Here is a 19,372-nt window from a genome sequence, read left to right on the forward strand (position 1 = left end):
GCACCAACCCGCTCGCCGCCGTCCGGCGACGGCGTCGCGACCCGGCTTTCCGAAAGGCGTTCCATGCCGAACAAGCTCCTGCTCCTGGCCGCGGAGAACGAGCGCATGCGCGCACTGGTCTCGCGCTCGTCCCTGACCCGGGGGGTCGTCCGCCGGTTCGTCGCGGGCGGGGAGGACCGTGAGGTGGTCGCGGTCGCGCGCCGGCTCGCCGGGGTGGGCCTCCAGGTCACGATCGACCTCCTCGGCGAGGGGACCACGGCGCTCGCGCAGGCCGAGGCCACCCGTGACACGTACGTCGCCCTGCTGTGGTCGCTGCACGCCGCGGACCTGGCCGCGACCGCCGAGGTCTCACTGAAGGTCTCGGCGCTCGGTGGGTCGCTGCCGGGTGACGGGTACGGGCACGCCCTGCGGCTCGCGCGCGACGTCTGCGCCGCCGCCGCGGCCGTCGGGTCGAGCGTCACCATCGACATGGAGGACCACACGACCGTCGACGCGACCCTCGCCCTGGTCGGCGAGCTGCGGGCGGAGTTCCCGTGCGTCGGAGTCGCCCTCCAGGCGTGCCTGCGGCGTACGGCGGACGACTGCCGGCGGCTCGCCCACGCGGGCAGCCGGGTCCGCCTGGTGAAGGGCGCCTACGCCGAGCCCGCCTCGGTGGCGTACGTCCGGAAGCGCCAGGTCGACGACGAGTTCCGGCGGTGCCTGCGCATCCTCATGGAGGGGCAGGGGTATCCGATGGTCGCCACCCACGACCCGAAGCTCATCGAGCACACCCTGCACCTGGCGCGGCTGGGCGGGCGCAGCGTCGAGGACTTCGAGTTCCAGATGCTGTACGGCATCCGCGAGAACGAGCAGCTGCGGCTGGCGTCGGGCGGGCACCGGGTGCGGGTCTACCTGCCGTACGGCCGCGACTGGTACGCGTACTTCATGCGGCGGCTCGCCGAGAAGCCCGCGAACCTGCTGCTGCTGGCCCGCTCGTTCACGCCCGGTTCCGCCAATTGAGCCGCCGGGTGCGGCCGACGCGACAGGAAGTGCAGCCATGATCAGTGTTTTCGATCTGTTCAGTGTCGGTATCGGGCCGTCCAGTTCCCACACGGTGGGGCCGATGCGGGCGGCTCGTACGTTCGTTGCGGGGTTGAAGGCTGACGGGTTGTTGGCCGGTACGGCTCGGGTGCGGGCGGAGTTGTTCGGGTCGTTGGGTGCGACGGGGCATGGTCACGGTAGTGATCGGGCGGTGTTGCTGGGGTTGGCTGGTGAGGTTCCGGAGTCGGTCGACACGGACGCGGTCGACGCGCGGATCACCCGGATCCGCGCGGAGCGGCGGCTGGGCCTGCTCGACGCGCACGAGGTCGACTTCGATGTGGATCGGGATCTGGTGTTGCACCGGCGTCGGTCGTTGCCGTTTCATCCGAACGGGATGACGTTCGTCGCGTACGACGACGCGGGTGTCGAGGTGCGGGCCCGGACGTACTACTCGGTCGGCGGCGGGTTCGTGGTGGACGAGGCGGCGGCCGGGGCGGACCGGATCAAGCCTGACAGCACGCGGGTGCGGTATCCGTTCCTGACCGGTGCGCAGTTGCTCGGCGTGACCGCGTCGACGGGGCTGTCGATCAGTGGGGTGATGCTCGCCAACGAGCTTTCCTGGCGCGGTGAGGGCGAGGTGCGTGCCGGCCTGTTGGAGATCTGGCGGGTGATGCGCGAGTGCGTCGAGCGGGGTTGCTCGCGTGACGGGGTGCTGCCGGGTGGGTTGCGGGTCCGTCGCCGCGCGGCCGAGTTGCGTCGCAGTCTGGAGACGGAGTCCGACCCGGCCGATGCGTTGCGGGCGATGGACTGGGTGACGCTGTTCGCTCTGGCGGTGAATGAGGAGAACGCGGCCGGCGGGCGGGTGGTGACGGCGCCGACGAACGGGGCGGCGGGGATCATTCCGGCGGTGCTGCACTACTACACCCGGTTTGTGCCGGGTGCCTGCGAGGAGGGGGTGGTGCGGTTCCTGTTGGCGGCGGGTGCGATCGGGGTGTTGTTCAAGGAGAACGCGTCGATCTCGGGTGCGGAGGTGGGCTGTCAGGGTGAGGTGGGTTCGGCCTGTTCGATGGCGGCCGCGGGGTTGGCTGAGGCGTTGGGTGGTACGCCGGAGCAGGTGGAGAACGCCGCGGAGATCGGTATGGAGCACAACCTGGGGTTGACCTGTGATCCGGTTGGTGGTCTGGTGCAGATCCCCTGCATCGAGCGCAACGCGGTGGCTAGCATCAAGGCGATCACGGCTGCCCGGTTGGCGTTGCGTGGTGACGGGGTGCACCACGTCTCGTTGGACAAGGTCATCAAGACGATGCGCGAGACCGGCGCGGACATGAAGGTCAAGTACAAGGAGACGGCGCGCGGCGGACTGGCCGTCAACGTCATCGAGTGCTGATCCGCCCGGTACGCGCAGCGGGCATTCCTCGGGTCCCCGCTCGCGGCCGACGCCTGTGCGACGATCGTCGGACGTCGCGCCGACCGGTCCTCGCGCCGGTCCGCCTCGCGCCGGTCCCGGGCAGGCAGGCGGGAAGGCACACACCTCGTACCCCTTGGAGGGCGTCATGTCCCTGTCCCCGGCCCGGGTCCTCGCCGGACTGAACGCGGTGCGGCCTCCCGACCAGGCATCCCCCGTCGTCGGCAGGGCCGTCGTGGTCGGCGGCAGTGTCGCCGGGCTGCTGGCGGCCCGCGTGCTGGCCGACTACGCGGAGAGCGTCGTGATCATCGATCGCGACGACCCACAGGGGACCGCCGGACGACCGGGCGTGCCACAGGGGACGCAGTTGCACGCGCTGCTGCCCGGCGGCTTCCTCCTGCTCGAGCGCCTGTTCCCCGGATTCCGCGAGCAGGCCCTGGCCCAGGGGGCGGTCGAGGCGCCACCCGCGGCCCGCCGCAGCTACCTCGACGGCCGCCTCAAGGTCGTCGTGCCCGACGACGCCGACAGCCTGGCCGGCACCCGGCCCCTGCTGGAAGGGCTGATCCGCCAGCGGGTGCTGCGACTGCCCAACGTCAAGACGGTCACCGCCCGCGCCACGGGTCTCGTCTGCGAGGGCGGCGCGGCCACCGGGGTCCGCTGCGAGGCCGGCGGGGTGACGGGCGTCGAGTCGGGTGACCTCGTGGTCGACGCCATGGGACGATCGAGCAGGCTCTCCGACTGGTTGGAGCAGGCCGGCTGGCAGCGGCCCGCCCTACGGCGGATGACCGTGAACCTCAACTACGCGACCGCCCTGTTCCGGCGCCCCGAGACCGACCCGCGGGCCACGGTGGTCATGGCGTTGCACACCCCGGGGACGTCGTCGGACGTGGCCGGCGCCGCGTACTTCGCCGTCGAGGACGGGCGCTGGATGGCCATGATGGCCGGCTACGGCGACAACCGCCCAGGGCGCACCGCGGACGACTTCGTACGCCGGCTGCGGGAGCAGTTCCCGCCGGAATTCGGCGAGATGGCCGGGAACGAGATGCTCGGCGACGTCCGGACCTACCGCCACGCCGACAGCCGGCGGCGTGACTTCCACGCGCTGCGGCGGCTCCCGGTCGGGCTCGTCAGCGTCGGTGACGCCGTCGCGTCGTTCAACCCGGTGTACGGGCAGGGGATCACGGCGGCTGCCCTGCACGCGGCGTGCCTGTCGACGTACCTGCGGTCGCGTCCCGGTCCGGGGGTGGCCGCGCGCCGGTTCTTCGCCCTTCAAAAGGTGGTCGTCGACGTGGCGTGGTCGATGTCGACCTCCGCCGACCTGGCGCTGCCACACGTCAACGGGCCCTATCCGCGCGGCTACCGGCTCTCCAGTTGGGTCAGCAGGCAGATCGTCCAGGCGACCGTCACGGACGTGCCGACGGCGCGACGCTTCAACGAGGTGGTCTCCCTTCGCGCCCACCCGAGCACGCTGGCCACGCCCGGCGTGCTCCTGGGCGCGCTGCGGGCCAACCGTCGCGCCCGCTGAGCAGGCCGCCGCGCCCGCCTCCGGAGGGCGCGTCACGCGATGAATCCCGGCGGGATGCGACCTCTTGCAACCGACACGGTCGCGTGCAAGACGCCCGCCGGGAGGCCGCGTCGGCTCCTACCGTGAGGTGCGCGGCGGCCAGCAGGTCGACGCCTCCCTCCCGGACAGGACGGTAGAACGCATGCGCGCAACCCACCCGACCACCCGGAGCCGCTGGCTCGCCTCGCTCAGTGTCGCCGCCGCCACCGTGGCCGTTCTCGCCGTACCCCAGCAGGCGCAGGCCGCCGCCGGCGACGTCAGCTACGTCCTGAACCACACCAACGTCCGCGTCTGCGGATCGGTACGGCAAATCCAGTGCCCGGACGGGCTCGGCGCCAACGGCGTCAAGGGATCGGTCGTGGGCAACCAGTGGGACCAGACCTGGTGCTGGCGCGACGGAGAGTGGGCCGGCGAGCCCTCCACCAACCGCTGGTTCAAGGTCACCGCGAACACCACCGCCGGCTGGAAGACCGGCTGGGTCAGCGCCGCCCAGGTGCCCATCCAGGCGTTCGTCCCGTGGTGCTCGAGCTGGAACTGATCTCCCGTCACCGCCGGACCTCGACTCGGCACTGCTGAGACGGCTGCGGGCCCCGCTCTCCCCGGCAAGGGAGCGGGGCCCGCAGCTTCACGCAACGCCCTTCGCCTCACGGCGCCCCGGCGGGACCGCAGGGGCGCCTGACTCAGAGGGTGGTTTCGCCGTTGAGGCCGAAGTAGTCGTGCCATTTGGTGGCGGGGTTGAAGGTGGTGCCGGTGGAGAGTCCTACGTAGACGTCGTTGGTGGTGTTTTTGGTGAAGACGATGATGTCGTCTTTGCCGTCGCCGTTGGCGTCGGCGAGGTAGGGGAATTCGCCGTTGAGGCAGAAGTGGTCGTGCCATTTGATGGTGGTGCCGGCGAAGGTGGTGCCGGTGGAGGTGGCGGCGTAGACGTCGGCGTTGGTGTCGCAGGTGAAGGTGACGATGTCGTCGCGTCCGTCGCCGTTGATGTCGCCGATGCGGGGTTGTTCGGTGCCGACGGCGAAGAGGTCGTGCCATTTTTGGGGTGGGCCGAAGGTGGTGCCGGTGGAGAGGGCGATGATGACGTCGGCGGCGGTGTGGGGGCCTTGGGTGAAGGTGATGATGTCGTCGCGTCCGTCGCCGTTGACGTCGCCGAGGGCGGGGTGTTCGCCGGGGATGGAGAAGTAGTCGTGCCATTTGATGGCGGTGCCGGCGAAGGATGATCCGGTGGAGAGGGCGACGTAGACGTCGGCGTTGGTGTCGTGGGTGAAGGTGATGATGTCGTCTTTGCCGTCGCCGTTGACGTCGCCGATGGCGGCGATTTCGTTGTGGGGGGCGAACCAGTCGTGCCATTTCTGGCTGGGGTTGAAGCTGGTGCCGGTGGAGGTGGAGACGTAGACGTCGGCGAGGGTGCCGTGGGTGAAGGTGATGATGTCGTCGCGTCCGTCGCCGTTGAAGTCTCCGGTGAGGAGGGTTTCGCCGTTGAGGCCGAAGAAGTCGTGCCATTTGTTGGAGGTGCCGGTGAAGGTGGTGCCGGTGGAGGTGGCGACGTAGACGTCGTTGAGGGTGCCTCGGGTGAAGGCGACGATGTCGTCCTTGCCGTCACCGGTGAAGTCCGTCGGCGAACCCGCCAGATAGCGCCCACCCGACGGCGACGGGCCGCAGTTGTCGCTGACCAGGTACCTCTGGTGGTACTGGCCGGGGTACGGCGCCAGTGACGTCCCGTTGATCACGATCGTCTGCCCGACGCCGTTGTAGAGCTGCTCGTAGTGGATGTGCGCGCCGGACGAGTTGCCGGTGCTGCCCGTGGTGCCGATCTGCTGGCCCTGCTGCACGTACGCCCCGTCGGGCACGGAGTAGGAGCTGAGGTGGAAGTAGTAGGTGGTCCACCCGCCGCCGTGGTCGATGACGATGTAGTTCCCGGCGCCGCTGGGCTGCGAGTACCGGCGGGCGACACCGGCCGCGGAGGCGAGCTGCGGCGTGCCGGCGGTGGATCCTCCGTCGGCCCGTACGAAGTCCAGGGCCAGCCGGACCTCGGCGCTGTGGTGCCCGTACGTCCACCGCTGCCCGCAGGGGAACGGGGCCTTGAAGTTCGGCGCGGCGAGCGCGGGGGACGAGGTGGCCACCGCCCCGGTCAGTACGCCGACCACCAGGGTGAGCAGGGAAACCAGGATGCGACGCACCCTGCTCCTCGAATGCCGTGACATGGGTGACTCCGGTCAGGGAAGAGTCGGACGGGTGGGTCGCGCACCGCCAGGGCCCGGGCGGGGCTCGTCGCGCGCGGGAAGGACCGGCTGCCGGGTCGGAACGCACCGACCCGGCAGCGGTGGGGAAGGCGGAGCCGACGACGCGCCGCCGTGGTACGACGGCGGCGCGTCGTCAGCCGGGGATCAGCCGGCGCGGCGCAGGCGCGCGAGCATCCCGTTGAGGTCTTGGGCGAAGATGTGCTGCCGGAAGACGTGACCGCCGGGCTCCTCGCGCCACTCGTGGGGGATGCCGGCGCGGCCGAGGGCCGCCCGGAACTCGCGCTGGCCGGCGAGAACCTGGCTCTCGTTCACGGTGTCGAACCAGTTGACCGGGTCCGGCGAAGTGCCGGCGACCAGGAAGATGCGCTTGTGGCGGTAGCTCTCGATACGCTGGATCGGGTTGTCGGCGCTGACCCGGGCCTCGTCCCACAACGGCGCGCCGTAGACCGTGCCACCGCCGAGGTCCATGACGGCGGAGGTCGCGTTGGCCCAGTGCACGACGAGCCCGAAGTCCCGGCGCAGGCTGGCCGGGCCGGAGTGGGAGCTTACCGAACAGAAGTGCCCGTAGTACTTGGCGGTGTACTTGAGGGCGCCGAACCCGCCCATCGAGAAGCCAGCCACGGCGCGGCCGTTGTACTCGGCGAACGTGCGGAAGTTCGAGTCGATCCACGGCAGCAGCTGCGCCATGTGGAACGTCTCCCAGTTGCGAGGCCCGGCGTTGCTGCTGACCGGGTTCGAGTACCACCCGGTGGAGGCGTCCGGCATGACGACGATGAGTTCCCTGCCGGCGGTCAGGTTGATGATGTTGCCGTACAGGTGGAACTCCCGGAAGTCGGACCCTCCGCCGTGCAGCAGGTACAGCACCGGGTAGCGCTTGCCGCTGGTGTGGTAGCCGTCGGGGAGCAGGACGTTGACCGCCGGGTCCCACTCGATGGCGTCGGTGACGAACCGGTAGTACTGCAGCCGGCCGTAGTTCTCGTGCCGGAGGATGCGCAGGCCGTGGCCGTCGCCGGCGGCGGCAGCCGGACCCTGGGCGGCGAAGGCGCCGCCCAGGGCGCCGGCCGCGGCGACGCCCGCGGCACCGGTCAGCAGCCGCCGGCGACTGAGTGACTGACGGACGGCAGGGATGTTGTCCATGATTCCTCCATCGGGGGTGGGGCCGCGTCGAAGGGACTATGAAGTCGGCGCGGAGCTTTGCTTGTCTACGTGGGACGTCTCAGAGGGTGGTTTCGCCGTTGAGGCCGAAGTAGTCGTGCCATTTGGTGCTGGGGTTGAAGGTGGTGCCGGTGGAGAGGGCGACGTGGACGTCGTTGGTGGTGTTTTTGGTGAAGACGATGATGTCGTCTTTGCCGTCGCCGTTGGCGTCGGCGAGGTAGGGGAATTCGCCGGTGAGGCAGAAGTGGTCGTGCCATTTGATGGTGGTGCCGGCGAATGAGGTGCCGGTGGAGGTGGCGGCGTAGACGTCGGCGTTGGTGTCGCAGGTGAAGGTGACGATGTCGTCGCGTCCGTCGCCGTTGATGTCGCCGATGCGGGGTTGTTCGGTGCCGACGGCGAAGAGGTCGTGCCATTTTTGGGGTGGGCCGAAGGTGGTGCCGGTGGAGAGGGCGATGATGACGTCGGCGGCGGTGTGGGGGCCTTGGGTGAAGGTGATGATGTCGTCGCGTCCGTCGCCGTTGACGTCGCCGAGGGCGGGGTGTTCGCCGGGGATGGAGAAGTAGTCGTGCCATTTGATGGCGGTGCCGGCGAACGATGTGCCGGTGGAGAGGGCGACGTAGACGTCGGCGTTGGTGTCGTGGGTGAAGGTGATGATGTCGTCTTTGCCGTCGCCGTTGACGTCGCCGATGGCGGCGATTTCGTTGTGGGGGGCGAACCAGTCGTGCCATTTCTGGCTGGGGTTGAAGCTGGTGCCGGTGGAGGTGGCGACGTGGACGTCGGCGAGGGTGCCGTGGGTGAAGGTGATGATGTCGTCGCGGTTGTCGCCGTTGAAGTCTCCGGTGAGGAGTGTTTCGCCGTTGAGGCCGAAGTAGTCGTGCCATTTGTTGGAGGTGCCGGTGAAGGTGGTGCCGGTGGAGGTGGCGACGTAGACGTCGTTGAGGTTGCCTCGGGTGAAGGTGACGATGTCGTCGCGTCCGTCACCGGTGAAGTCCGTCGGCGAACCCGCCAGATAGCGGTCACCGGATCCGCCACCGGCGTTGACCAGCGAGATGTAGTGGTTCCAGTTCCAGTGGGGACCGGGGTCGGTGTGGTCGTTGCCCGGCATCTCGTGGTGGCCCTTGATCGCGGTGCGGTTCTTCGGCAGCCCGTACTTGTCGCACAGGTAGCGGGTCAGCGCCGCCGAGGAGCGGTACATGCTCTCGGTGAACCAGCTCGGGTTGTCGACGTAGCCCTCGTGCTCGATACCCACGGAGTACGGGTTGGCCGAGCGCGCGTGGTACGCGGTGTCGCCCTCGCGCACCATCTGCGTGACCTCGCCGTTGCTCGACTTCACGACGTAGTGCGCGCTCACCCCCGCCGACGGGTTCTGGAACCAGCTGATCGTGCCGGCGTACGAGCCCTGGGTCACATGCACCACGACGGTCGTGATCCGCGAGGAGCGGCCCGCCGCGTAGTTGCCGCCGTACGCCGAGATCCACCGGGCCGGCGCGTACTCGGGCACCGCCGCGGCGAGGGCGGCCGGTGCGGCCGTGCCGGCGGGGGCGACGCGGGCGTACCGGCCGAGCTCCGGCCGCACCCGCCGGGGCGTCACCCGTACGGAGGCGGTGGTGATGCCGTCGCGGAGCAGGTCGTAGACGTGGTCGGCGTACAGCCGGGCCGTGGCGTCGTCGGCGGCGTGCGCGTACCGCGCGACCACCGGATACCAGGCGGCGACGCGGTCGCGGTCGGCGGCCGTGAGGCGCTCGGCGTCGGCGATGTCCCGCAGCAGGGCCGCGCCGCCCCTGATGTTGGCCGGTGTCTGCGACTTCAGGGCGGTCACCGGCTGCCCGGTCAGCTCGGCCGCCCGCTCCAGGCTGCGCTGGCGGGGGTTGCTGACCAGGTGCATGACGCCGTAGCCGTTGGCCTGGCTGGGCTGCCCCTCGTGCCCGTCCAGCCGGGTCTCGCCGTAGCCGACGGCGACCAGCAGGTCCCTCGGTACGTCGAACTCGCCGGCCGCCCGGGTGAAGGCCGCCTCCAGCGGGCTGGCCGGCGCGGCGGTGGCCGGCGCGGCCGGGCTCAGCAGCGTCGCCGCGAGGACGGCGGCGGCGCCCGCGCGCCAGGGGAGTCTGCTGGGTCTCATGGTGGTCTCCCGTCCGCGGGTCACAGGGTGGTCTCGCCGTTGAGGCCGAAGTAGTCGTGCCACTTGGCGCTGGGGCCGAAGGTGGTGCCGGTGGACAGGGCGACGTGGACGTCGTTGGTGGCGCCCTTGGTGAACACGACGATGTCGTCCCTGCCGTCGCCGTCGACGTCGGCCAGGTAGGGGAACTCGCCACCCAGGCAGAAGAAGTCGTGCCACTTGACGGTGGTGCCGGCGAACGACGTGCCGGTGGAGGTGGCGGCGTAGACGTCGGCGTTGGTGTCGCAGGTGAACGTGACGATGTCGTCGCGGCCGTCGCCGTCGACGTCGCCGACGCGGGGCAGTTCGGCGCCCACGGCGAAGAGGTCGTGCCATTTCTGCGGTGGGCCGAATCCGGTGCCGGTGGAGAGGGCGACGATGACGTCCGAGGCGGTGTGGGGGCCCTGGGTGAAGGTGATGATGTCGTCGCGGCCGTCGCCGTTGACGTCGCCGAGGGCCGGGTACTCGCCGGCGATGGCGAAGTACTCGTGCCACTTCACCGCCGTGCCCGCGAACGAGGCTCCGGTGGACAGCGCCACGTAGACGTCGCCGGCGGCGTTGTGGGTGAAGGCGACGATGTCGGCACGGCCGTCGCCGTTGACGTCGCCGACGGCGCCGATCTCCGCGCCGGGGGCGAACCAGTCGTGCCACTTCTGCCCGCCGCCGAAGCTGGTGCCGTTCGACAGCGCCACGTACACGTCGCCGGTGTTGCCGTGCGCGAAGGTGACGACGTCGTCCCTGCCGTCGCCGTCGACGTCGCCGGTCGAGGCCGTCTCGCCGCCGATGGAGAAGAAGTCGTTCCACTTCACCGAGGTCCCGGCGAAGCCGGCGCCCGTGGAGGTGCTCACGTAGACGTCGGCGAGGGCGTTCTGGGTGAAGGCGACGATGTCGTCGCGTCCGTCGCCGTTGACGTCGGTGGCGGAGCCACCGGCGATGGCGTGCGTACGCGCCGCCTCGTTGAGCAGGGTCCGTGCCTTGGTCGCCACCTGGTCGTAGCGGTCGGGGAAGCCGGAGCGCTGCACGCACTGGGCGACCTGGCCGGCGGTGTAGCGGGGGTTGTTCCGGTCGCAGACGATCGCGCGGGTGACGTACTGGGTGCTGGCGTAGACCGGGTCCATGATCTGCTCCGGCGTGCCCCAGCCGTAGTCCCACCGCTGCTGGAACACCCCGAGTGAGGACTTGTCGCCGCACGGCAGGTTGTTCATGTGCGACTCGACCCAGCCGGCCTCGAACGCGGAGAGCATGACCTTGTCGTTGACGTTGTGGGCGCGCGCGACCCGGTAGACAATCACGGTGATCGCGGGGTCGTGGCTGGCGGGGATGGAGGAACAGGCCAGCGTGCCGACCGGAGCGTCGGCCTGGGCCGGCGCGGTCGCCACGACCGACGCCAGCGCGGTGCAGAGGCCGACCAGCAGGGCGAGGGGGGTACGTCTCACGATGCTCCTCTGAGGGGTGTCAGCGGGTGCGGCGAGCGGATCCGCCACGGAGGCGCGCTGCCGCCGGGGCTGACGGGTGCGCCGCCGCGTGGACACCTCCTCGTCGGTGGGAAATCGATTGCCGAGGAGTATCGTCAGGACCCCGACGACTGTCAATGCGTGCTGGAATCTTCCTTCGGCAACTGAGCGGTGCCGGTAAAGTATTGACATCCCGCGATGCCCCCCGGTTAACTGCCGAGCAATCGATTTCCCGCCGCTCCGCCGGTCATCCTGGAGGGACATCCATGAAGCTCCACGTACGCCGCTGGCTGGCGCTGGCCGTGGCGCTGGTGAGCATGATCCCCCCGACGGCGGCGGTGGCCGTCGGGCCCGCGCCGGCCCCGCGCGGCGCCGGGGCGCTCGCCGTGGCCGACGACAAGGGCCCGGTCGGCTGGGACGTGTACCGCCGCCTCGACCGGCTGCCCGAGCTGGCCGCCGGCAGCCGCACCCGGCAGTTCTCCAGCTTCGCCCGCGACGGCTCGAACGACGACGGCTTCGTCGGCACCTACTCGTGCCTGCGCCGGTCCGGCGGCTGCGTCATCGCCGAGGAGCGCGGCGCCGGCGAGGTGCAGTCGATCTGGTTCACCCGCGACGACGGCAACGTCAGCGCCACCGGCTGGATCCGCGTCGAGCTTGACGGCGTGACGGTCGTGGACACCAGCCTCCAGCGCCTGGTCGACGGCGGCCTCGGCCACCCGTTCGTGTGGCCGCTGGTGACCAACGCCGACCAGACCTCCGGCGGGGTCACGGTCAAGGTGCCCATGCCGTACCGCGAGTCCATGCGGATCACCACCCAGTTCAACCCGCTGTTCCACCACGTCACCTACCGCACGTTCGCCGACGCCGTCGGGGTGTCCAGGTTCGACCCCGCCGACCCCGCCACCGACGTGGTCGAGAAGTTGCGCGCCGCCGGCCAGCGTGACCCGAAGCCGAGCCAGCCCGGCGCGAGCACCAGGACCGCCCGCGTCGACGTCCCCGCGGGCGGGCAGGCGACGCTCGCCACCCTCACCGGTCCCGCCGCCGTCACGGCGCTGCGGCTGCGGCTGCCCGACGCCGCCGCCACCGCGTCGACGCTGTCGGGCCTGCGGCTGCGGATCACCTTCGACGGGCGCGCCACCGTCGACAGCCCGGTGGGCGAGTTCTTCGGCGCCGGGCTCGGCGAGCGCTCCGTGCGCTCGCTGATGTTCGCCATGGACTCCGCGCCGGGCGGCTGGTACAGCGCCTGGTGGCCGATGCCGTTCCGCTCCACCGCCACCGTGGCGGTCGCCAACACCACCGGCGCCGCCGTCATCGGCGTCCAGGCGGAGGTGACCAGCGCGCCGGGCGCCGCCTGGGCCTCGGCGCTCGCCGCCGACGGCGTAGCCGGCTACTTCACCACCCGGTCGCGCCGTGCCGAGACCGTGGGGGGCAGCGACTGGATCGTGGCCGACCAGGCCGGCCGGGGACGCTTCGTCGGGGTGTCGCAGACCGCCCGTGGGCACATCACCGGCGGCAACACCCGCAACTACCTGGAGGGCGACGAGCGCATCCACGTCGACGGCTCGCCCACGCCGCAGATCTACGGCACCGGCACCGAGGACTTCTACGAGTCCGGGTGGTACTTCAACCGGGGGGAGTACAGCGGCGTCTTCACCGGCAACACCGCCCACCTGTTGCGCTCCGGCGGCTGCGTCGACGAGTGCGACGCCATGTACCGGCTGATGATCGGCGACGCGGTGCCCTACGCCACGGCGCTGCGCTTCGGCATCGAGCACGGCCCGGCCAACGACATGCCGGCCGACTACGCCTCGACGGCCTTCCTCTACACCCAGCCGACGGTCGCCCTGCGCCGTACCGACACGCTGGTCACCGGCGACGCCGCCAGTCGCGCCGGGCACGCGTACACCGACTCCGGGACCCAGTACCCGCTGACCGCGCCGTACGAGGGCGACGACGACAACGTCCCCGTCACCGGCCAGGTCCGCGCCGGCGGCGGCGCCGTCAGCTTCCGGCTCGCCGTCGACCCCGGCAACCAGGGCGTACGGCTGCGCCGGCACGGCGACCAGGCCGCCGCGTACCAGCAGGTCGCCGTGTCGGTCGACGGCCGGCCGGCCGGGGTGTGGCGGCAGCCGCTGGGCAACGACCGGCAGCGCTGGTCGGCCGACGAGTTCGTCCTCCCGGCCGCGCTGACCGCCGGCCGCCCGACGGTCACGCTCACCCTGACCCCGGCCGCCGGCGCCCCCGTGTGGACGGCGGCCCGCTACGAGGCCGACAGCATGGTCGCCCCCTTCCTCGACACCACCGCGCCGGGCGCGGTCGCCGGCCTCGGCCTGGCGGGCGGGCGGGTGCACGCCATCGGCCTGTCCTGGTCGCCCTCGCCCGACGACGTGGGCGTCGCCGGCTACCGGGTCTACGCCTCGCGCAACCCCGGCGTCGCGATCACCCCGACCAACCTGGTCGGCACGACCCGCGCGACCACCTTCCGGCACGGCCCGCTGCCGGCCGGGCAGACCCGCCACTACCGGGTCGTCGCGGTCGACGGCGCCGGCAACGCCTCCGCGCCGTCGGCCGAGGTGTCGACCACCACCCGTACGCGCAACACCAGCGACGCCAACGGCGACCGCCGCGACGACGCCGTCGCGTTCACCCGGGGCGCCACCGCCGACGTGACGACCTCCCTGTCGGACGGCACCCGGTTCGTGCCGGACAGCCGCGTCTGGAACGACTTCTTCGCCGTCGGCGAGGAGATCCCGCTCACCGGCGACGTCGACGGCGACGGCCGGGCGGACATCGTCACGTTCACCCGGGGCGACAGCGCCGACGTCTACGTGGGGCTGTCCACCGGCACGACGTACGCCGCCGGGGTCAAGTGGCACGACTTCTTCGCCACCGGCACGGAGATCCCCGCGGTCGGCGACGTCAACGGCGACGGGCGCGCGGACATCGTCACCTTCACCCGGGGCGCGGCGGGCGACGTGTACGTGGCGCTGTCGACCGGCAGCGGCTTCGGCCCGGGCGTCAAGTGGCACGACCACTTCGCCCTCGGCGACGAGCTGCCGGCGGTGGGCGACGTCGACGGCGACGGGCGCGACGACATCGTCACCTTCACCCGCGGCGCCAGCGCCGACGCCTTCGTCTCCCTCTCCGACGGGACCCGGTTCGTCGAGGACGGCTGGAAGTGGCACGACTCGGTGGCGCCCGGCGACCAGCTGCCGGCGCTGGGCGACGTCGACGGCGACGGGCGCGACGACGTGGTCACGTTCACCCGGGGCGCCACCGGCGACGTGTTCGTGGCGCTGTCCGACGGGACGCGGTTCGTCCCGCAGGTCGCCAGGTGGCACGACTGGTTCTCGGTGGGCGACGAACTGCCCGGCATCGGCGACTTCGACGGCGACGGAAGGGCGGACCTGGTGACGTACACCCGGGGGACCAGAGCGGACACGTACGTGGCGCTGTCGACCGGCGGCGGCTTCGGTGCCGGGGTCAGGTGGCACGACCAGTTCGCGCCCGGCTTCGACCTGCCCCGCCCGAGCGTGTCGTGATGCGGGCGCCCCGGATGCTCGCGGTGCTCCTGCTCGGCGCCGCGCTGCTGACCGTGCCGGCCGCGCCGGCCGCCGCCGAGGACGTCGTACGGGCCGAGGCGGAGTCACTGACGGTGCTCTCGTCCACCGCCCCGGTCGAGGCGCAGGCGAACTGCTGCGGGGTCGCCTGGTCGGCGGGCCGCCAGCTGTGGCTGCGGGCCGCCCGGGCGGGGGACTCGGTCACCGTGTCGCTGCCGTCGGTGCCGGCCGGGCAGTACGACATCGGCGCGGTGCTCACCCGCGCCGCCGACTACGGCACCCTGCGCTTCGCCGTCGACGGGGTGGCCGTCGGTCAGCTCTTCGACGGCTACGCCCCCACTGTGCGGCGCGTCGAGGCGGTGCCGGTGGGGTCGGCCTCGCTCGCGGCCGGCAGCCACCGGTTGACGGTGACGGTGACCGGCCGCTCCGCCTCCTCGACCGGGTTCTTCGCTGGTCTGGACACGCTCACCCTGCGCCGCGTCGGCCCGCTGGCGGCGGTCACCACGACGGCGTACGAGACGGTGGGCGAGACGCCGGCGCGCGGGCCGCTGACCCGGGTCTACGACCCGGGCGTGGGGGAGCCGACGGCGTGGTACTACAACGACCACACGATCGTGCGCGACCAGCGGACCGGCCTGTGGCACGCCTTCGCCATCGCCCACGCCGAGCCGGGCGCGCCGCAGGACGAGAAGAGCTTCGGCCATGCCACGGCGCCCACGCCCACCGGGCCGTGGACGAAGCAACGACCGGCGCTGACGGCCGACCCGGCGCGGGGCGAACAGTGGATCTGGGCCCCGCACGTCGTCCACGACCAGGGCACCTACTACATGTTCTACGCCGCCGGCAGCCCCGACTACGCGAACTACCGCATGCACCTGGCCACCTCGACCGACCTGTTCACCTGGACCCGCAGCCCCGCCAACCCGCTGTTCACCGACGGCTGGGAGGGCCGCGACCCGATGGTGACCCGCGTCGGTGACCGCTGGGTCATGTACTACACGGCGACCTCGAACCCGCAGGGCGGCAACCACGTCGTCGCGTACCGCACCAGCACCGACCTGCGGACGTGGAGCGGGCGGGGCGTGGCGTACGCGTCGCCGCACACCGGCCGGGCGGCGGGGCAGACGGAGTCGCCGTTCGTGGTGCGCCGGGGGGACTGGTGGTACCTCTTCGTCTGCTGCGACGGCACCGACTACGGCGCGGCGTACCGGCGCACGGCGGTCTACCGCAGCCGGGACCCCCTGCGCTTCGAGGGGGCGGAGAAGGTGACCGTGCTCGACGCGCACGCCGCCGAGGTCGTGGTGGACGGCGACACCTGGTACCTCAGCCACGCCGGCTGGGGCCAGGGCGGGCTGTGGCTCGCCCCGCTGACCTGGTCCACTCAGGTCGTCGCCCGGGGCTACCAGGTGAGCACCGGCTTCCTGCGCGCCGACGTGCGCACCTGGCCGTACACCCGCATCGCGTCGCTGGCGGTCGATCCGGCCGGCGGCGGGGCGTACCGGCCGGCGCTGGACTCGTCGCACCGGGGGACAGGGCCCTACCTGGCGGTCGGGCGCTTCGACGTGACGGACCGGGCGGGCCCGCCGGCGCGGGTGGACGTCTCCGCCGACGGCTCCCGGATCAACCTGGTCGGCATGCGCATGGGCGACGAGCCGGTCACCGCCGACTGGCTGCTGACGGTGGCGCCGCGCTGGACCGGGCCGGCGTTGCAGAGCGACGTCACCTGGTCGGTGACCGGCCCGACGACGGCGCCGGTGTGGGAGGTCGCGTTCAACGTCGACGGCGCCCTGCCGTCGGTGGGCGACCCCGCCGTGGCGGCCCGCCCGACCGGGGACGTGACCGGGATGCCGACGTGGTCGATGACCTCCGGGGCGTACCTGTCCCTCGTGGCCGCGCACCGCTGGGCCTCGGCGTGGCGCGGCGACAACACCTGGTACGACGCCGGTCACGCGATGGCGGCCTGGCAGCCGCTGTGGCGCAACGGGGGCATGGCGTGGCCGCCGGGGGCGTACCCGGGCGGGACGTGGCGGTTCGCCGCCAGCGGGCTGGGGCGGGACACCGCGTTCGCCGAGACCGTGCACGCGGCGGTCAACGCGGTGCCCTGAGGGGGCGTTGACACCACTTCGACGCTCCTCTATGTTGCCAGAAATCGATTTCCGATCTCTCTCCGGAGGCCCGCATGAGCGACCAGGTCGTCGTCGCCATGTCCGGCATCGCGAAGCGCTTCGGCGGCGTGCACGCCCTGCGCGGCGTGGACCTCGTCCTGCGCGCCGGCGAGGTGCACGCCCTGCTGGGGGAGAACGGGGCCGGCAAGTCCACCCTGATCAACATCCTGTCGGGCGTCGTCACCGACTACGACGGGGAGATCTCGATCGGCGGCGACCCCGTACGCTTCGCCGGCCCGGCCGCCGCCCAGGCCGCCGGCATCGCCACCATCCACCAGGAACTCGACCTCGTGCCGGCGCTCTCCGTCGCCGAGAACCTCGTGCTCGGCCGGGAGCCGCGCACCCGGCTGCGGACGCTCGACCGGCGCGCCATGACCCGCACCGCCCGCGACTGGCTGGGCCCCCTCGGTGCCGAGATCGACCCGCGCCGGCCCGTCGGGTCGCTGCGCGTCGGCGAGCAGCAGCTCGTCGAGATCGCCAAGGCGCTCTCCCTCGACGCCCGCGTGCTCATCATGGACGAGCCGACCGCCGCGCTCGCCGACGCCGAGGTGCGGCGGCTGATGTCCACCATCCGCGCGCTGCGCGAGCGCGGCGTGGCCGTCGTCTACATCTCCCACCGGCTCGAGGAGATCGAGCACATCGCCGACCGGGCCACCGTCCTGCGCAACGGCGAGGTGGCCGGCACGCTGCGCCCGGACCGCGCCGACCGGCAGCGGATCATCACGCTCATGGTGGGCCGCCCGGCGCAGGCGCTGTTCGACGTCGGACCCGCCGCCGCCGAGCGCCCCGCCGGGCCCCCGGTGCTCCAGGTCGACGACCTCACCGTACGGCCCCGGGGCACCCGCCCCGGGCGCAGCGAACCCGCCGGCGTCAGCCTGACCGTCCGCGCCGGGGAGATCGTCGGCCTGGCGGGGCTGATGGGGGCGGGCCGCACCGAGCTGCTGGAGACCCTGTACGGCGCCGGTCCGCCCGGTCGCCGCAGCGGCCAGGTCCGGCTGGCCGGCCGCCCGTACGCCCCGCGCGGCCCCCGCGCCGCGCTGCGCGCCGGCGTCGGCTTCGTGCCGGAGGACCGCCGCCGCTCCGCCCTGGTCCTCGAACACCCCGTGGGCCGCAGCATCGTGCTGGCCGCCCTGCGCCGGCTCACCACCGCCGGCTTCGTGCGCGGCGGGCGCGAGCGCGACGCCGTACGCCAGCAGGTCGCCGCCCTGGCGATCAGGACGTCGTCGGCCGCCGCGCCGGTCGGCTCGCTCTCCGGCGGCAACCAGCAGAAGGTCGTCTTCGCCCGGCACCTACTGACCCGTCCCCGCCTGCTGCTGCTCGACGAGCCGACCCGGGGCGTCGACGTCGGCGCCAAGGCGGAGATCTACCGGCTGCTGCGCCGGCTCGCCGACGACGGCATGGGCATCCTGCTCGCCTCGTCGGAGCTGCCCGAGCTGACCGGCGTCTGCGACCGGATCGTGGTCCTTCGGCGCGGGCGGGCCGTCGCCGAACTGCCGGCCGACGGGTGCACCGGCGAGGACATCCTGACCGCGGCGACGGGCGGCGCGTCCGCCGGAGGAGACGACCGATGACCCACCTGGGCGCACCGGAGAAGGGGCCCGGCACGCCGGTGCCGGCCGGCGGCGGCACGGCCGATGGCGGCGACCGGTGGTGGCACCGCCCCGGCGGCCGGGGCGAACTCGTCGAGCGGCTCTTCGCCGTGCAGAGCCTCTTCGCGCTGCTGGTGGTGTTCGTACTGGCCATCGCCGTCTCGCCCCGCCGCGACGGCGAGATCCTGTTCCTGTCCACGGAGAACCTCGGCAACATCGTCCGCGCCGTCTCCGAGATCGGGATCATCGCGGTCGGCATGACGTTCGTCGTCCTGCTCGGCGGCATCGACCTCTCCGTCGGCGCCATCCTCGGCCTGTCCGCCGTCGGCACCGCGACGCTGATGGTCGACTCGGGGCTCGGCATCCTCCCGGCGGTCACCGTCGTCCTGCTGATCGGCGCCCTCTTCGGCGCGTTGCAGGGCTACGCGACGGCCCGGCTCGGCATCCAGTCGTTCATCGTCACCCTCGCCGGACTCCAGGTCGCGCGTGGCCTCGCCCGGATCTGGTCGGGCGGGCTCGGCATCCCGATCGCCTACGGCGACGGCCCGCAGGAGGCGCCCCCCGCGTTCGAGATCCTCAACGGCACGATCAACGGAGTGCTGCCCGTCCCGGCCGTGCTGTTCATCGGCATCGGGGTGGCCGCGATCGTCGTGCTGCGCAAGACCGCGTTCGCCCGCCACGTCTACGCCATCGGCGGCAACGAGAAGGCGGCCCGCCTCTCCGGCGTACCCGTGCTGCGCGTCAAGGTCGCGGTCTTCGCCATCGCGGGCCTGCTCGCCGCCGTCGCCGGCATCGTCCACGCGGGACAGCTCAACCAGGGCAGCCCCAACGACGGCGCCGGTTACGAACTCGACGCCATCGCCGCCGTGGTCATCGGCGGCACCAGCCTCGCCGGGGGCACCGGCTCGATGGGCGGCACCCTCGCCGGGGCGCTGCTGCTCGGCATCCTCAACAACATCCTCGCGCTCAACAACATCGACGCCAACGTGCAGCTACTGATCAAGGGACTGGTGATCGTGGCCGCCGCCGGGCTGCAGAAGCTCCGCCGCAGCATCGTCTGAACCG

General features: G+C 72.1%; 12 protein-coding genes. 8 read left to right on the forward strand and 4 right to left on the reverse strand.

Going from position 1 to position 19,372, the window contains the following annotated elements:
* Nucleotides 1–63: 63 nt before the first annotated feature.
* The 4 genes from CLT72_RS05285 to CLT72_RS05300 all read left to right on the forward strand — a co-directional run bounded on the left by CLT72_RS05285 (nt 64) and on the right by CLT72_RS05300 (nt 4,527).
* A complete protein-coding gene (locus CLT72_RS05285; RefSeq protein ID WP_101409773.1) occupies nt 64–999 on the forward strand; it encodes a proline dehydrogenase family protein in 936 nt (311 codons plus the stop codon).
* Between the two features lie 37 nt (nt 1,000–1,036).
* Nucleotides 1,037–2,407 carry an L-serine ammonia-lyase gene (locus CLT72_RS05290; protein ID WP_101409774.1) on the forward strand — a complete coding sequence of 457 codons (1,371 nt, stop codon included), beginning with the start codon at nt 1,037–1,039 and terminating at the stop codon, nt 2,405–2,407.
* 166 nt (nt 2,408–2,573) lie between these two features.
* Complete coding sequence (locus tag CLT72_RS05295) at nt 2,574–3,950, forward strand: FAD-dependent oxidoreductase (protein ID WP_101409775.1); 1,377 nt, start codon at nt 2,574–2,576, stop codon at nt 3,948–3,950.
* A 181-nt stretch (nt 3,951–4,131) separates the two neighbouring features.
* A complete protein-coding gene (locus CLT72_RS05300; protein ID WP_101409776.1) occupies nt 4,132–4,527 on the forward strand; it encodes a hypothetical protein in 396 nt (131 codons plus the stop codon).
* 142 nt (nt 4,528–4,669) lie between these two features.
* Here CLT72_RS05300 and CLT72_RS32160 read toward each other — a convergent pair whose 3' ends face one another.
* The 4 genes from CLT72_RS32160 to CLT72_RS05320 all read right to left on the reverse strand — a co-directional run bounded on the left by CLT72_RS32160 (nt 4,670) and on the right by CLT72_RS05320 (nt 10,975).
* A complete protein-coding gene (locus CLT72_RS32160; RefSeq protein ID WP_486484361.1) occupies nt 4,670–6,133 on the reverse strand; it encodes an FG-GAP-like repeat-containing protein in 1,464 nt (487 codons plus the stop codon).
* 240 nt (nt 6,134–6,373) lie between these two features.
* Nucleotides 6,374–7,366, reverse strand: coding sequence for an alpha/beta hydrolase (locus tag CLT72_RS05310; protein ID WP_101409778.1), 993 nt, complete (start codon nt 7,364–7,366; stop codon nt 6,374–6,376).
* A gap of 79 nt (nt 7,367–7,445) precedes the next feature.
* The gene (locus CLT72_RS05315; protein ID WP_101414953.1) at nt 7,446–9,503 is read right to left on the reverse strand and encodes an N-acetylmuramoyl-L-alanine amidase; all 2,058 of its coding nucleotides are present in this window, start codon (nt 9,501–9,503) and stop codon (nt 7,446–7,448) included.
* A gap of 20 nt (nt 9,504–9,523) precedes the next feature.
* Nucleotides 9,524–10,975: an FG-GAP repeat domain-containing protein gene (locus tag CLT72_RS05320; RefSeq protein ID WP_101409779.1), complete on the reverse strand. Its 1,452-nt coding sequence runs from the start codon at nt 10,973–10,975 to the stop codon at nt 9,524–9,526.
* Between the two features lie 284 nt (nt 10,976–11,259).
* Here CLT72_RS05320 and CLT72_RS05325 point away from each other — a divergent pair, with 284 nt between their 5' ends.
* From CLT72_RS05325 to CLT72_RS05340, 4 genes are all read left to right on the forward strand, one after another.
* Nucleotides 11,260–14,535 (forward strand): DUF2961 domain-containing protein, encoded by a 3,276-nt coding sequence (locus CLT72_RS05325; RefSeq protein ID WP_101409780.1) that lies wholly within the window; start codon nt 11,260–11,262, stop codon nt 14,533–14,535.
* Nucleotides 14,535–16,658: a family 43 glycosylhydrolase gene (locus tag CLT72_RS05330; protein WP_101409781.1), complete on the forward strand. Its 2,124-nt coding sequence runs from the start codon at nt 14,535–14,537 to the stop codon at nt 16,656–16,658. Before CLT72_RS05325 ends, CLT72_RS05330 begins: the two co-directional genes overlap by 1 nt.
* A gap of 74 nt (nt 16,659–16,732) precedes the next feature.
* Nucleotides 16,733–18,289 (forward strand): sugar ABC transporter ATP-binding protein, encoded by a 1,557-nt coding sequence (locus CLT72_RS05335; protein ID WP_101409782.1) that lies wholly within the window; start codon nt 16,733–16,735, stop codon nt 18,287–18,289.
* On the forward strand, nt 18,286–19,368 hold the full coding sequence (locus CLT72_RS05340; RefSeq protein ID WP_350823699.1) for an ABC transporter permease: 1,083 nt from the start codon (nt 18,286–18,288) through the stop codon (nt 19,366–19,368). The genes CLT72_RS05335 and CLT72_RS05340 overlap by 4 nt, the downstream gene beginning before the upstream one ends.
* The last annotated feature ends 4 nt before the right edge of the window (nt 19,369–19,372 follow it).

It is taken from the genome of Micromonospora sp. CNZ309, assembly GCF_002846525.1.

Coding starts and splice junctions, on each gene's coding strand:
- CLT72_RS05285 (WP_101409773.1), top strand. CDS start 64: ATGCCGAACAAGCTCCTGCTCCTGGCCGCGGAGAACGAGCGCATGCGC.
- CLT72_RS05290 (WP_101409774.1), top strand. CDS start 1,037: ATGATCAGTGTTTTCGATCTGTTCAGTGTCGGTATCGGGCCGTCCAGT.
- CLT72_RS05295 (WP_101409775.1), top strand. CDS start 2,574: ATGTCCCTGTCCCCGGCCCGGGTCCTCGCCGGACTGAACGCGGTGCGG.
- CLT72_RS05300 (WP_101409776.1), top strand. CDS start 4,132: ATGCGCGCAACCCACCCGACCACCCGGAGCCGCTGGCTCGCCTCGCTC.
- CLT72_RS05310 (WP_101409778.1), bottom strand. CDS start 7,366: ATGGACAACATCCCTGCCGTCCGTCAGTCACTCAGTCGCCGGCGGCTG.
- CLT72_RS05315 (WP_101414953.1), bottom strand. CDS start 9,503: ATGAGACCCAGCAGACTCCCCTGGCGCGCGGGCGCCGCCGCCGTCCTC.
- CLT72_RS05325 (WP_101409780.1), top strand. CDS start 11,260: ATGAAGCTCCACGTACGCCGCTGGCTGGCGCTGGCCGTGGCGCTGGTG.
- CLT72_RS05330 (WP_101409781.1), top strand. CDS start 14,535: ATGCGGGCGCCCCGGATGCTCGCGGTGCTCCTGCTCGGCGCCGCGCTG.
- CLT72_RS05335 (WP_101409782.1), top strand. CDS start 16,733: ATGAGCGACCAGGTCGTCGTCGCCATGTCCGGCATCGCGAAGCGCTTC.
- CLT72_RS05340 (WP_350823699.1), top strand. CDS start 18,286: ATGACCCACCTGGGCGCACCGGAGAAGGGGCCCGGCACGCCGGTGCCG.